General features: G+C 43.9%; 12 protein-coding genes. 10 read left to right on the top strand and 2 right to left on the bottom strand.

What is annotated here, in order from left to right:
• Window positions 1-10: 10 nt before the first annotated feature.
• The 10 genes from ACTHPG_RS12235 (at window position 11) to glnA (ending at window position 11,837) form a co-directional block, all read left to right on the top strand.
• Window positions 11-796 carry a class I SAM-dependent methyltransferase gene (locus tag ACTHPG_RS12235; protein ID WP_440389596.1) on the top strand — a complete coding sequence of 262 codons (786 nt, stop codon included), beginning with the start codon at window positions 11-13 and terminating at the stop codon, window positions 794-796.
• Window positions 777-1,733: a tRNA (adenosine(37)-N6)-dimethylallyltransferase MiaA gene (gene miaA, locus ACTHPG_RS12230; protein ID WP_440389595.1), complete on the top strand. Its 957-nt coding sequence runs from the start codon at window positions 777-779 to the stop codon at window positions 1,731-1,733. Before ACTHPG_RS12235 ends, miaA begins: the two co-directional genes overlap by 20 nt.
• 373 nt (window positions 1,734-2,106) lie before the next feature.
• A complete protein-coding gene (gene hfq, locus ACTHPG_RS12225) occupies window positions 2,107-2,349 on the top strand; it encodes an RNA chaperone Hfq (RefSeq protein ID WP_017687918.1) in 243 nt (80 codons plus the stop codon).
• Between the two features lie 170 nt (window positions 2,350-2,519).
• On the top strand, window positions 2,520-5,192 hold the full coding sequence (locus tag ACTHPG_RS12220; RefSeq protein WP_440389594.1) for a PBP1A family penicillin-binding protein: 2,673 nt from the start codon (window positions 2,520-2,522) through the stop codon (window positions 5,190-5,192).
• A gap of 301 nt (window positions 5,193-5,493) precedes the next feature.
• Window positions 5,494-6,057, top strand: coding sequence for a DUF402 domain-containing protein (locus tag ACTHPG_RS12215; RefSeq protein WP_062835000.1), 564 nt, complete (start codon window positions 5,494-5,496; stop codon window positions 6,055-6,057).
• 110 nt (window positions 6,058-6,167) lie between these two features.
• A complete protein-coding gene (locus ACTHPG_RS12210) occupies window positions 6,168-7,139 on the top strand; it encodes an AAA family ATPase (RefSeq protein ID WP_062834999.1) in 972 nt (323 codons plus the stop codon).
• A gap of 119 nt (window positions 7,140-7,258) precedes the next feature.
• On the top strand, window positions 7,259-8,545 hold the full coding sequence (gene hflX / locus ACTHPG_RS12205; RefSeq protein WP_440389593.1) for a GTPase HflX: 1,287 nt from the start codon (window positions 7,259-7,261) through the stop codon (window positions 8,543-8,545).
• 84 nt (window positions 8,546-8,629) lie between these two features.
• Complete coding sequence (locus tag ACTHPG_RS12200) at window positions 8,630-9,883, top strand: aminotransferase class I/II-fold pyridoxal phosphate-dependent enzyme (RefSeq protein WP_440389592.1); 1,254 nt, start codon at window positions 8,630-8,632, stop codon at window positions 9,881-9,883.
• An 82-nt stretch (window positions 9,884-9,965) separates the two neighbouring features.
• The gene (locus tag ACTHPG_RS12195; protein ID WP_056689944.1) at window positions 9,966-10,379 is read left to right on the top strand and encodes a MerR family transcriptional regulator; all 414 of its coding nucleotides are present in this window, start codon (window positions 9,966-9,968) and stop codon (window positions 10,377-10,379) included.
• 129 nt (window positions 10,380-10,508) lie between these two features.
• Window positions 10,509-11,837, top strand: coding sequence for a type I glutamate--ammonia ligase (gene glnA, locus ACTHPG_RS12190; RefSeq protein WP_091029299.1), 1,329 nt, complete (start codon window positions 10,509-10,511; stop codon window positions 11,835-11,837).
• 717 nt (window positions 11,838-12,554) lie between these two features.
• On the opposite strand, the gene ACTHPG_RS12185 is transcribed toward glnA, so the two are convergent.
• Window positions 12,555-13,367 (bottom strand): hypothetical protein, encoded by an 813-nt coding sequence (locus ACTHPG_RS12185; protein WP_440389591.1) that lies wholly within the window; start codon window positions 13,365-13,367, stop codon window positions 12,555-12,557.
• A 150-nt stretch (window positions 13,368-13,517) separates the two neighbouring features.
• Window positions 13,518-14,189: an SOS response-associated peptidase gene (locus ACTHPG_RS12180; protein ID WP_440389590.1), complete on the bottom strand. Its 672-nt coding sequence runs from the start codon at window positions 14,187-14,189 to the stop codon at window positions 13,518-13,520.
• Between the last annotated feature and the right edge of the window lie 194 nt (window positions 14,190-14,383).

The following is a 14,383-nucleotide window of genomic DNA, read 5'->3' as shown; positions in this document are numbered from 1 at the left end:
GGGGGACATTATGTACATTACAACCGGTGACAAGGAGATTGCCTCTCAGGTAGAGCGTGCACGCAAGCTCGCCGAAACGACAGGAGGTACCTACGTACCGCGCAATAGAACGTCTTTACCCAAATTGATTGAACATTATGGTATCAACGAAATCCTGGTCGTGCTCAATGGCAGAGCGCGCTTGTTTCGTAAGGATGCGACGGAGCTTGAGTTTCACCCCAGTATGGGATTTGTTCGCGCGAAACGTGTTCTAAGAGGGGAAGCCGATCCCATGCTGGAAGCTGGTTCTGTGCTTGAGGGAGACACGATTGTTGATTGTACCGCTGGACTCGGTTCAGATGCGCTGGTATTTTCGGTTGCAGCTGGTAAGCGTGGACGGGTCATCGCCTGTGAAAGTTCGCAACCGCTCTATACCCTGCTTCTGGAAGGAATGTCCTATTATAAGAGCAATCAACCCTTGGTGGATGAGGCTTTCCGGCGCATAGATCTGCGGCACGTGGACCATCTTGAGTTACTGCGCTCCATGCCGGATCGAAGCTGTGATACTGTATATTTTGACCCCATGTTCCGTGAACCAATGATGGATTCAAGTGCGATACAGCCATTGCGGAATTATGCGAATGCCCATGCGCTGGATGAACAGAGCATTGTGGAAGCGAAACGGGTTGCCCGTAAACGGGTAGTGATGAAAGAGAAGCGCGGCAGCGCGGAGTTTGACAGGCTCGGATTCGAAATACTTGATCGGGCGAATGCAAAAACCCTGTACGGAGTGATTAATGTTGAAAGTGGAAGTTAAACCAAAACCTAAACTGCTTGTGCTGGTTGGACCAACAGCAGTAGGCAAAACAAGAATGAGCATCGAGCTTGCGCAAGCTTTTAATTGTGAGATTATCTCGGGTGATTCGATGCAGGTATATCGTGAAATGGATATCGGAACAGCCAAGATTACCTCTGAAGAAATGAAGGGTGTACCTCATCATCTTATTGATATTCATGAACCTGAGTACCCGTATTCTGTGGCCGAGTTTCAGGAAAGTTGTACCCGATTGATTAGTGAAATTCATGAACGAGGTAAATTGCCCTTTATTGTAGGCGGCACTGGGCTATATGTGGAATCTGTATGTTACGGTTTTCAATTTTCGGATAGTGGTTCAGATGAAGCGTTCAGAGAGGAACAATTCAGCTATGCGGAGCAACACGGAGCACAGGCTCTTCATGATCGATTGAGGGAAGTGGATCCAGTTAGTGCGGATCGTCTGCATCCGAATGACCAAAGGCGAATTGTACGTGCGCTTGAGATCCATCACCTTACAGGTGAGAAGTGGTCTGATCAGTTGGCCGTACAGAAGAAAGAGTCACCTTATGACCTGCTTATTGTTGGTTTGACCATGGATCGGCAGAAGTTATATGCACGGGTAGAAGAGCGGATTGATCTCATGATCGAACAAGGTCTGGTAGATGAGGTGAAGTCCCTGTTGGAACGCGGAGTGGCTAGAGGTCATATTTCTATGCAAGGTCTTGGATATAAGGAAATTGCAGCGTTCTTGCAAGGGGAAGTGAGTTGGGAAGCTGCGGTTGAGTGGCTGAAGAGGGATACGCGCCGGTTTGCCAAAAGACAGCTTTCCTGGTTCCGCCATATGAAGGATATTGAATGGGTGGACATGACGGATACCGAGGATTTTGAAGGGAAATACAAGCAGATTAGTGAATTGATTGCACAGAAATTTGATTGATTTGTGCGAAGATTAGTATTCATCTGACTGGCCTGGATTAGATCAAGATATGTAAACCTCTACCTTTTAGTTATTAAAAGGATAGAGGTTTTTACTTTTCATTTGAACAAATGAAAGAGATATTGTATTCTCCAAACAACGAATAAGAGTGATTGAAAATGAAAATTTTGTCCCTCTTTTGCAAAACTGACAAGCGGTGTATAATGGATAAGTCTACTATTTATTCATCTCGCAAAGATTGGGTATAAAATAGCAGACAAGGGGTTTTTGTGGATTATATGAAACTGTTCATGATATAATAGCACGAAAGCTACTCAGCGATATTGAATATTACTTGAACACGAATTCAAATGAACCAATGGGGGTACGGCTAATGAACAAGTCCATCAACATCCAAGATACGTTCTTGAACCAACTGCGGAAAGAAAATATTCCTGCTACGGTCTATCTGACCAACGGCTTCCAAATCCGCGGGACGATCAAGGCATTTGACAATTTTACGATCGTCATTGACAGCGACGGACGCCAGCAAATGGTCTACAAGCATGCCATCTCCACGTTCACGCCGCAACGCAGCGTATCGCTGATGCAGCAAGATAACAGCGGGGAAGCTTAAAAAAATTACGAAACCTTTTCACCAACCATTTCGTCTACAAGTATAGGTATTGAAACAGAGCAACCTGAATAAAGGGTTGTTCTTTTCATTCCGGGCAAAATATGTTTAATATATGCTTGAGCCAACAGACGAATAGAATTTATGCAACTGAAAGGGAGTCAGGAGGTAACATGCCAAACGATCCGTTGTCGAGGTCTAACAATCGCAACAACAATAACAAGTCATCCAAAAAAGCGAAACCAAAGACCTCTAAAAAGAAAAAAATTACGGGTAAACGCGTTGGATGGACACTGTTTTTCACAATGGCGATCGCCATATTCTGTGCACTAGGCGGATATTTATTTATTATGGTGAGCGGTGAGAATCTGCTCAAAGCCAACAAGGACAAAACCACAATTAATGAAACTTCTAAAGTATATGATCGCAATGGCCAATTAATGGGAGAGCTGTCCATTCAGAAGCTGGAACCCGTCAAAGAAGACGATATTCCTGAACTGGTGAAGCAAGCCTTTGTTGCAACGGAGGATAAGCGATTCTATGAGCATCAGGGCGTGGATATCTGGTCCATTGGACGTGCAGCAGTTAGAGACGTCATGGCCCGTTCCATGGTGGAAGGCGGTAGTACGCTTACCCAGCAGCTTGCCAAGAACATGTTCTTGTCCCGTGACAAAACATTCTTCCGTAAAGCAACGGAAGTATCGATTGCTATGGCATTAGAGCGCAAGTACACAAAAGACGAGATTCTGACAATGTATCTGAACCGGATTTTCTTCGGTCATCAGCGTTACGGGATTAAAGCGGCATCTGAATTTTATTTTGGAGTTACCGATCTCAAGAGGTTGAAGTTGTGGCAAATTGCTACATTGGCAGCTATGCCAAAAGGGCCTTCTGCCTATAATCCTGTAAGCAATCCAAACGATTCCAAAGCACGCCGTGGTGTGGTATTGCAGCTGATGTATGAGCAAGGATACATTACCAAGGCGGAGATGGACGAAGCAAAAGAGGTTAATTATAACTACAAGCGACCAGAGAAAGACATGAAATATCAAGCCTTTATTGATTATGTACTCCGTGAAGCTGAACGCGTAACAGGTAAAACGGAAGATGATCTGAATATCGGCGGATACAAAATCTATACAACCATGGATGCTCAGGCTCAAACAGCCATGGAAACTGCCTTTACAGATGATAGTCTGTTCGAGGCAAGTAAAGACGATCAACAGGTTCAAGGCTCCATGGTGATCATGAACCACGAGAATGGCAGTCTGGTTGCCCTTCTGGGTGGACGGGATTATCAGACCAAGGGTTATAGCCGTGTAACGCAGAGTCGAAGACAACCGGGTTCAGCTTTTAAACCGATTGTATCTTATGCACCGGCTCTTGAATCAGGAAATTACAGTGCCAACTCCTCGCTGAGCAATGCGAAGCAATGTTTTGGTAACTACTGCCCGGGTAACTTGCATGGATATTCTTCAACGATCAGTATGACAGATGCCATTACGAAGTCTGAAAATATTCCTGCGGTTTGGTTGCTTGATAAAATAGGTGTTAACACAGGTATTAATTTTGCCAAGAGTGTAGGTATACAGCTGACAGATGAAGACAAAAACTTGGCGATTGCCCTCGGTGGTCTGAGTAAAGGTACAAATACACTGGAAATGGCGCAAGCCTATAGTGCATTTGCCAACCTCGGAGAGTACCGACAAGCCTATTCGATTAAGGAAATAAAGGATAGCGCAGGCAAAACCACATATAAACACGATAACTCGGACACAACGCGTGTCATGAGCGAGAAAAATGCGTATCAGCTTACACAGATGCTGCAGAATGTTGTTAATGACGGTACGGGACGTTCAGCACGTCTGGATCGTCCGGTAGCGGGCAAAACAGGAACGGTTCAAAGTGGTATCTCTGGCAACAGTGCCAACCGTGATGTATGGTTCGTTGGATATACACCGGAATGGACTGCCGCTGTCTGGATGGGCTATGACAATCCGGATGCCAATCATATGCTTAAGAACAGCAGTAAGCTGTCCGCAGCTTTCTTTGCCAAAGTCATGGGAGATGCTTTGAAAGGCGTTCCCGTGAAGCAATTTAAAGCACCGGCTGGAGGGCAGGCACCTCCGCCAGTAGAAGAACCGGAACAACCAGCTCTGTCCGTTAGTGGTTTGAGTGGATCATACGATCCAAATGCTCAAACCGTCTCACTGAGTTGGACTGGAACGGGAGACGCGAGCACGCAATATCGGGTGTATCGTAAAGAAACCTCCGAAGGTCAGTTCACACATCTCATTGATTCAGTGGGATCGACCAGTGCACAAGATTTAAGTGCATTGCCTGGCCTGACCTATGAGTACTATGTGACAGCCTACGACTTGGCTTCAGGACAGGAGACGGATCCTTCGAACACGATCTCCCTGATGATTGAAGCGCAGGAAATGCCGCCGGAGGAACCTGATCCTGGTATAGATCCTGGAACAGAAACAGATCCCGAGCAGCCAGGCATGGATAATCCGGACAATGGTTCACCGGATAACGGCAACTCGAACGGGAATAACGGTAACGGGAATGAAAATGGCAACAACGGAAATGGAAATGGGAATAACGGAAACAATGGCAATAACGGTAATAACGGTGGAGCCGGCCAAGGTAACGGTCAATCTGGTGGAGGAAACACGACCCCACCTGGTCAGGGAACAACAGAGCCAGGCGGTACAGGTGAAGGCACTGATGATGGTGCCGTAACAACACCGGGCGAGATTGTAACTCCAGACAGCGGAACGAGTGGTGATACTGGAGGAACAGACGCACCTTCAGATTCTCAAACTGGAACCGGCGGTTAAGTCAATGAATGACCAAATGGCTGCACCATAGCTAAATTGAAAATACCTGCTTCCCGGAAACTCGGTGAAGCAGGTATTTTTGTTATACGTTACTTTCTATATATAGAAGAACATTTAATGAAAAGGTGGGACAAAGCTTGATTTTGAGTGTATACCTTAAATATGGTAAGCTGTAACTATTCGTAATACGTTGTGCAAGATGGGTCCAGATCGCTGGAATCCATTATGCGGACGTTAATACATTGTTCACCAATAACATCAGAGCAGGTCGCGGACCTGTAGTCGGCAAAGAGGGGTTCGTATGAAACGGAAATTCGGGGACCGCGCGAACTGGCGCCGGATTACGAACCGACAATTCACATGCCGGTTCGTTCAATCCAAAATTTTCACAGGTTATATTACGTTGTATACCATACAGGATTTGAAAGAACCTTTGTGGAAAACCTATGGAGGCAGTACCTTCTGTATCGCAGATAAAGGTTATTCCTGGCTGCAATACTACCCGAAGGGAGAGCACTTTGTAGTTACAGCGATGTTTGATGATCAGGAACGGATTGTGGAATGGTATATTGATACATGCCGTAGCCAGGGCATAACGGATCAGGGTGTTCCTTGGTTTGATGACCTGTATCTGGATGTCGTTGTACTGAAAGATGGAGAAGTATTTTTGCTGGATGAAGATGAACTTGAGGATGCCTTGTCACGGAAGCATATTACGACAGGTGATTATGACTTGGCTAACAAGACGGCAAAGGAACTGCTGCATGCCATTGATGCACATGTATTCCCATACTTTCAGTTATCGCTGAAGCACAGGCAAAGTTTGTTTGAGAATGGAGAGTTTCGAAAAAACATTCAGATCTAAGACATGTACCTAGCCGTAGAATTCTTCATGATCCTTCTAATATTGGAGCACCTGATAGAATACATTAATAATCAGGAGAGTACAGCCCGATAAAATAGAGGTGATGGCGAATGAACGGACGGGTCATGGCTGCAGGAGAGCAACCAGGAGGCAGACCATCCAGACAAATTAATATTGTGTTGCGTAACCAGGAACCTCAGATGTTGGTCAAAGATGAAGCGGCAGCAGTACAGGCAGCCAAGAGTATAACCAAACATGCGCATTTCCAGGAGATACAGGGCGAATTGGAGCAACTGGTTGGACTTGAAAATATCAAAGACTTGGTATTTGAGATCTATGCATTTCTACAGATTGCTCAGATGCGTACTGAAGCAGGTTTACTGAGTGGTGCGCACGTGTATCATATGATCTTCAAAGGCAATCCGGGGACCGGCAAGACAACCGTAGCAAGGATCGTTGCCAAACTCTTTCAGAAGATGGGTGTGTTGAGTAAAGGTCATCTTATTGAAGTAGAGCGTGCGGATTTAGTTGGAGAATATATTGGTCACACGGCACAGAAAACAAGAGATTTGGTCAAGAAAGCACTCGGTGGAATTTTGTTCATTGATGAAGCTTACAGTTTGGCCCGCGGTGGAGAGAAAGATTTTGGCAAGGAAGCCATTGATACGCTTGTTAAGTCCATGGAAGATAACAAAAATCAGTTTATCCTGATTCTTGCCGGGTACTCGGAAGAAATTGATTTTTTTCTCCAGACGAATCCCGGACTACCTTCTCGCTTTCCCATTCAAGTGGAGTTTCCAGACTATAGTATTGATCAGTTGATTCAAATTTCTGAAATTATGGCCAAAGAACGTGATTATATTCTAATGCCTCAGACCATACTCAAGCTAAAGCAGCATTTGCTTCAGGAAAAAAATGATTCACTTCATGCCTTCAGTAATGCCAGATACGTTCGTAATGCCATAGAACGTTCGATCAGGCATCAGGCGGTTCGTCTGTTGGAACAATATTCAGAAGGCAGTCCAGGGAAACTGGAGCTGATGACAATCCGTACAGAGGATTTGAACTTTGAACGAAAGTAAGCGATAATATAGTTTTTACACCAGCCGGCCGGGCCAACCGGTTCGGCTTAAGGCATGCCATGGCATATTCGTGGCAGTGTATATCAACGGAACAGTAATTAGAGGGAGTGAATATATACATGACAAATGGCACACATGATACAGATATGGTTAAAAAAGATCGCGCCGTCTTGGTGAGTCTTGTTACAGATGATGTAAAACGTACAGGTATCAATCCTGAGTATTCTTTAGAAGAACTGGTAAAACTTGCGGAGACAGCTGGAGTGGAAGTACTAAGTGTGCTTTCTCAGAACAGGGAAAAACGGGATACCAAATGGTTCATTGGTAAAGGTAAAGTGGAAGAGCTTCGTGCAATTGCAGAGGAACTCGGAGCAACTACAGCTATTTTTGATCAGGAATTGTCAGGCGCTCAGGTTCGGAATCTGGAAGAAAGCCTCGATCTTAAAATTATTGATCGTACCCAATTGATTTTGGACATTTTTGCACAACGTGCCAACACCAGAGAAGGTATTATTCAAGTGGAATTAGCTCAACATAGCTACTTGCTGCCACGTTTGTCGGGTCATGGCAAGAACCTGTCCAGACTCGGGGGCGGAATCGGAACAAGAGGTCCCGGTGAAAGCAAGCTGGAGACAGACCGTCGTCACATCCGTGGTCGCATCGATGATCTGAAGCGTCACCTGGAAGAATTGACTCGTCATCGCAAGTTGCACCGTGAACGCCGCAAAAAGACAGGTATTGTTCAGGTGGCTCTGGTTGGTTATACCAATGCCGGCAAATCAACCTTGCTCAAGCAGTTGACGGCTGCAGATGTATATATCCAAGATCAGCTATTTGCGACTCTGGATCCAACATCACGCACAATGGAACTTCCAAGTGGTAAAGAGATTGTACTTACCGACACCGTTGGATTTATTCAAAATCTCCCGCATGACCTGATTGCAGCATTCCGTGCAACGCTGGAAGAAGTGAATGAAGCAGATCTCATCCTGCATGTTGTGGATGCCTCATCAGCTATGCGCGAAGATCAGATGAGAACGGTTAACACGATTTTGCAAGAACTCGGTTCAGGGGACAAGCCGCAGTTAGTCCTGTATAACAAGAAAGATGCGTGCACACCAGAGCAACTTGAGATGCTTCCATTGGATAAGGATCACATCAAAGTAAGCGCATTAGATCCTGAGGATCTGCTTAAAATCCGTGAATTGATTCAGACAGAACTGACAGGTGACACGAAACGTTTCCGTATTCCGGCAGAACGGGGTGACCTTACGTCGGTACTCTACAAAATTGGTGATGTAGTGGATACCAGCTTTGAAGAGAATGATGTTATTTATGAAGTGGAATTGCAAAAAGGTGAATATGAGAAATTTGGTTATATGCTTGAAAATTTTATTGAATCGTAATACTCATGACATATTGGTGTGATAAGTTGACACGATAATAGATATTTAACGTCAGATTCGTGCTATGAAGGGGAATGAAGTAAGATGGTAAGCTTTGATTCAGAAATATCTGAACTTCAACGTCAAGTGGAGCGTCAGATTGAAGGACAACTTCAACAGATTGATCGGATTACAGATCACAATCAATGGAAGGTGATTAATGCCTTCCAACAGCGAAAAGTAAGTGATTTTCACTTTGCAGGTTCAACAGGTTATGCGTACAACGATCGTGGGCGTGAAGTGCTTGATGAAGTATATGCTGATGTGTTCGGTGCGGAAGCCGCATTGGTACGTCCTCATTTCGCTTCAGGTACACATACGATTAGCACAGCTCTCTTTGGAGTGTTGCGCCCAGGTGACGAATTATTGTACATCACCGGTAAGCCTTATGACACATTGCATAAAGTTATTGGCACACCCGGTGATGGTACAGGTTCGCTACGCGATTTTGGCATCGGCTACCGTGAGACGGCCTTAACTGCTGAGGGTGGAGTGGACTGGGCAGCAGTCGAGAAAAGCATAACACCGGCTACAAAAGTCATTGGGATTCAACGTTCACGTGGTTATGACTGGCGCTCTTCCTTCTGTGTTGCTGAGATTGCTGAGATGGTCACGCGTGTTAAAGCGCTGAAGGAAGATGTCATCGTATTCGTAGATAATTGTTACGGTGAATTCACGGAGGAACGTGAACCGACTGAAGTCGGAGTTGATCTGATGGCCGGATCACTGATCAAGAATCCTGGTGGAGGCATTGCGGAAACCGGTGGATACATATGTGGGAAGGAACAGTACGTACAGCTGGCAGCTTATCGTCTGACCGCTCCGGGAATTGGGGGAGAGGTTGGAGCAATGCTCGGAACAACTCGCGGCATCTACCAAGGACTTTACATGGCACCGACAATTGTAGGACAAGCTATTAAAGGTAGTACCTTTGCTGCTGCGATGTTTGCTGAATCCGGATTTGTAACCAAACCTGCTTGGAATGAAGCTCGTACAGATCTGATCCAGGCTGTTCAATTCAGCTCTGCTGAGCATTTAATTGCCTTCGTGCAGGGAATTCAGCGCGCAGCAGCCGTGGATAGTCATGTGGTTCCTGAACCGTGGGATATGCCTGGTTATGAACATCCTGTCATTATGGCGGCAGGTACGTTCATTCAGGGCGGAAGTCTGGAATTATCAGCCGATGCGCCGATTCGGGAGCCGTATATCGGGTATATGCAAGGCGGATTAACGTACTCTCATGTCAAATATGGCGTTTTGATGGCGTTACAGACGATGAAGGAACGTAAATTATTGTGAGTTTATCTAACACGTCATTGACACTTGGTAACAACTAAATGTACAATAGGGTGAAGAATAGATGACTGGAAGGTTGATGAACATGGGTGATGAAATTCGCAGAAATATGGCCTTATTCCCGATTGGTATTGTAATGAAACTTACGGATCTATCCGCACGTCAGATTCGTTATTATGAGCAGCATAGCTTGATCGTTCCTGCGAGAACGTCAGGCAATCAACGGTTATTCTCTTTCAATGATGTAGAGAGATTACTAGAGATCAAGGCTTTGATTGAAAAAGGAGTTAACATCGCGGGGATCAAACAAGTGATGAATCCTGTTTCCAAAGAATCCGAGGAAGCTACAGTTATCACGCCAGATACAGAAGTTAAGCGCAGAGAGCTATCCGATACGCAGTTGCACCGCTTGCTGAAGCAGCAGCTTGTATCAGGTAAGAGACCTGGACAAGTATCTCTCATTCAGGGAGAGCTTTCCCGATTCTTTAATAAAAAGTAAATTCGCATAACTTGGCGAGTAAGGGGAAAACATGCACTTTTGGTGTGAGACTCCTTGACCCGTGGAACATTCTAATGTACAAATATAACAGGCAAGCCAAATACGCAGATAAGAAAGGGAGAGGTTATAGTGAGCTATACAAAAGAAGACATTCTCCGCATCTCGAAAGAAGAAAACGTACGATTCATTCGATTGCAATTTACTGATTTGCTTGGAGCTATCAAAAACGTTGAGATTCCTGTGAGCCAGTTGACTAAGGCTCTGGATAACAAAATGATGTTCGATGGATCTTCCATTGAAGGTTATGTACGTATTGAAGAGTCCGACATGTACCTCTATCCAGATCTAGATTCTTGGCTTATTTTCCCATGGGTAGCAGAGAACCGTGTTGCACGTCTGATCTGTGATGTATATCTTCCGGACGGTAATCCATTCCCAGGAGATCCACGTGGCATCTTGAAACGAAACCTGAAGGAAGCTCAAGATATGGGATTCACTTCTTTCAACGTCGGTCCTGAACCTGAGTTCTTCTTGTTCAAAACAGACGAAAAAGGAAACCCGACTAACGAACTGAATGACCAAGGTGGTTATTTCGACCTTGCGCCTACGGATCTTGGTGAAAATTGTCGTCGTGACATCGTTATCACCCTTGAAGAAATGGGCTTTGAGATCGAAGCTTCCCACCATGAGGTAGCTCCGGGTCAGCATGAGATCGACTTCAAATATGCTGATGCTCTGAAAGCAGCTGACCAAATCCAAACGTTCAAACTCGTTGTTAAAACGATTGCACGTCAGCATGGTTTACATGCTACATTCATGCCGAAACCGCTGTTTGGTATGAACGGATCCGGTATGCACTGTAACCAATCCTTGTTCAAAGGCAATGAGAACGCATTCGTTGACGAGTCGGACGAGTTGGGTCTGAGCAAAACTGCACGTCACTTCATGGCTGGAACTTTGAAGCACGCGCGTGCTTTTGCAGCAATTACTAACCCGACTGTGAACTCATACAAACGTCTTGTACCAGGTTATGAAGCGCCTTGCTATGTAGCATGGTCTGCTAGTAACCGTAGCCCAATGATCCGTATTCCAGCTTCCCGTGGTTTGAGCACACGTGTTGAAGTTCGTAACCCGGATCCAGCTGCTAACCCTTACTTGGCTTTGGCTGTTTTGTTGAAGGCAGGTCTGGACGGAATCAAACGTGAGCTTTCCTTACCAGCTCCGATTGACCGTAACATCTACATCATGTCAGAAGAAGAGCGTGTGGAAGAAGGCATTCCAAGCTTGCCAGCTGACCTGAAAGAAGCATTGAACGAATTGATCCGCAGCGAAGTCATTTGTGACGCTCTCGGCGACCACGCTTTGGCTCACTTCTATGAGCTGAAAGAAATTGAGTGGGATATGTACCGTACACAAGTCCACCAATGGGAACGCGATCAATATATTACGTTGTACTAATAGCTGAATCCCTTGGCGCTCTAGCGCTGAGGGGTTTTTCTTTTTGCGGGAGAGAACGGATGTGCTTAACGAAAATACAAACACGGCAGACCTATTATAGGTTAAGTTATCCGTTTGGCATGTTTAGGTCGAGAGCACCTTCGTTGAATGGGGCCAATAGAAGCATATAACACAAGATCCATTATGATAGCAGCTAAGAGGTACTTTCGTGAGTGGTTTGAGTTTTAGGGTACTAAAAAGGAGCCATCATCAGTGGCTCCTTTTTTTACTATGTACAGGTATCTTAAAAATCTATAATCATTAAATATATCAAGGAATTCTGACAAGCTATTGAATGCCAGACCAATTAAACCAAATCCCAGTAAAAAGCAAAAAAATATTGAATCTGTATACCCGTTAATTTTGCCATAATTCTCGCCGCAATTAGGACATATGATTGCTGAGCTAGAAATCATTTGTCCACATGATCTACGTGACTCCATTTTTCTGATTCTTATACGACTTAATTTCCTATAGATATTAATAAACATCCTGCCTATGAGCATAATACCTTCAACAAACATTACCAAAGTGAAGACCGCAAAGAATAACACACCATAGGTCTCACTGTATTATCAAACAGAACCTACCTCCGACTTTTTTTAACCTAGAGACCTGTGTGGTTATATCCACGCATTTTAACAGAAAAAACTCCGTGCAAAAGCACAGAGTCTTCTATTAATTGGTATTATATTCACTTACTTCAAATGTCAATATCTTATCGAAGATAACGTAATCAGTACGCTTGCTAAATGGACCTTTGTTGTTGCCATACTTATTGATGGCGAATTTAGCTGGTCCGGTTCCTACATCGCGAGCGTCGTACCAGTTGAGGAATGCATTTACATCACTCATTGGAAGATCAAATTCCTTCTCCAAACCAGTTGTCATGGTAACTACGAGTATCGCTCTACCTACAGACGGTTGCTCGGGATCGGGAGTGGTCGGTACTTCAGGTTCTACATAATTAAAGTCTACTAAAGATCCATTAATATCAATAGCATCAAATCTATAATCGTATGTTACAACATTTTCTGAAGGGGTCTCAGTCCATATAATTACTTCATGGATTCCATATTTAAGATCTAATTTCTCGTACCCAACTATTTGATGAATCCAAGTCTCATTATTTGCAGAAAAGTATTCAACTTTTCCATCAATACTTATGGCGACTTTTTTTGAATAGCTGTGAGATTTGTTTATTAGTAATCTAATTTTTGATCCTTCAAATTTAAATTTAATTTCACTCTTTTTTTTATGTTTAGCACCGAGTACTGTTTGATTGTAATCAGCAGCTGTAACATCATATTTAAGCAATTCCCAATCATCCTTTGAATAAACTAACTCAGGCGCTCTATCATCAAAACGAGTCCAACCCTCTTCAGGTGCCTTAAGGATACTATCTACAGTTGCCGCATATGTACTTGTCGAGAAGCTTAATAGAAGAACTAAGGTAAATAATGTAGTAATAATCATTTTTAACTTTTGCATTGTGATCTCCTTATATTGTTTTTTTAATTACATAAGAATAAAGTATTATTAGTTACATGTCTAAACAATTAAACCTATATATTCAAGTAAGTGTTAGATGTAATAAAAAAGCTTTACCGACTTTTCTTAGGTCGATAAAGCTGTTAATTTTTATCTCATTTCTTTTAACAATCCTTCATTGTTATTCCGCACATTACCAACTTCTTTCGACACCTCATATGCTCTCATCTCAGAAGCTTGATATGGCTTAAGCAGACCGAGTAGAGACTGAGCATTATCTTTATCTCTTCCAAGCCACTCAGCCTCATCTTCCGGGCGCAGGATCACTGGCATGCGGTTATGGATATCCTCCATAAGGCTATTTGGTTCCGTTGTAATAATGGTGCACGTACTTAATTTGTTTCCGTCCGGATTTGTCCAGGTATCATACAGGCCAGCAAGCGAGAATAAACGGTCATCCTTCATCAAGATGCGCATCGGCCGTTTTGTAGATCCTTCTTTCTTCCACTCGTAAAATCCATTTGTCGGAATGATACAACGTTTGGAGCTGATCAACCGTTTAAAGGAAGCCTTTTCAGTCAATGTCTCGGCCCGGGCATTAATCATCTTATTACCGATCTTGTCATCTTTAGCCCATGAAGGAACGAGTCCCCACCGGAGCGAGCCTAATCGATTACCGTTTTTGCTGCCTATTATCGTTGGGATGTACTGCATGGGTGCTGCATTGTAATTAGGTTTGTACTCAAAGCCATCAGCTATAGATGCATAGTACCTGTCCATTATAGCTTCTATGGGATCAGTGATTGTGAATCTACCGCACATATTAATGCCTCCTTTGAGACTCTATACTATGTAATTTTACTCAAATATTTAAGAATAGAAACGGGTAATTTGTGGAGATACGCATCCAATATAAAATAAAAATGCAATAAATTAGATGATTTTTATAGATCAGCAAGTTTATGTTTAGACATAAACTATTCCAAAGTATAAGCTTCTGATATTACATACTAGGG

The sequence above is a fragment of the Paenibacillus sp. SAF-068 genome, assembly GCF_051967555.1.
GTDB lineage: Bacteria > Bacillota > Bacilli > Paenibacillales > Paenibacillaceae > Paenibacillus.
Note: the sequence above shows the minus strand (reverse complement) of the source record. Positions and strands in the feature narration are given on the sequence as shown.

Excerpts from the sequence above, each read along its gene's own strand:
- ACTHPG_RS12235 (WP_440389596.1), top strand. The coding sequence starts at position 11 with ATGTACATTACAACCGGTGACAAGGAGATTGCCTCTCAGGTAGAGCGT.
- miaA (WP_440389595.1), top strand. The coding sequence starts at position 777 with ATGTTGAAAGTGGAAGTTAAACCAAAACCTAAACTGCTTGTGCTGGTT.
- hfq (WP_017687918.1), top strand. The coding sequence starts at position 2,107 with ATGAACAAGTCCATCAACATCCAAGATACGTTCTTGAACCAACTGCGG.
- ACTHPG_RS12220 (WP_440389594.1), top strand. The coding sequence starts at position 2,520 with ATGCCAAACGATCCGTTGTCGAGGTCTAACAATCGCAACAACAATAAC.
- ACTHPG_RS12215 (WP_062835000.1), top strand. The coding sequence starts at position 5,494 with ATGAAACGGAAATTCGGGGACCGCGCGAACTGGCGCCGGATTACGAAC.
- ACTHPG_RS12210 (WP_062834999.1), top strand. The coding sequence starts at position 6,168 with ATGAACGGACGGGTCATGGCTGCAGGAGAGCAACCAGGAGGCAGACCA.
- hflX (WP_440389593.1), top strand. The coding sequence starts at position 7,259 with ATGACAAATGGCACACATGATACAGATATGGTTAAAAAAGATCGCGCC.
- ACTHPG_RS12200 (WP_440389592.1), top strand. The coding sequence starts at position 8,630 with ATGGTAAGCTTTGATTCAGAAATATCTGAACTTCAACGTCAAGTGGAG.
- ACTHPG_RS12195 (WP_056689944.1), top strand. The coding sequence starts at position 9,966 with ATGGGTGATGAAATTCGCAGAAATATGGCCTTATTCCCGATTGGTATT.
- ACTHPG_RS12185 (WP_440389591.1), bottom strand. The coding sequence starts at position 13,367 with ATGCAAAAGTTAAAAATGATTATTACTACATTATTTACCTTAGTTCTT.
- ACTHPG_RS12180 (WP_440389590.1), bottom strand. The coding sequence starts at position 14,189 with ATGTGCGGTAGATTCACAATCACTGATCCCATAGAAGCTATAATGGAC.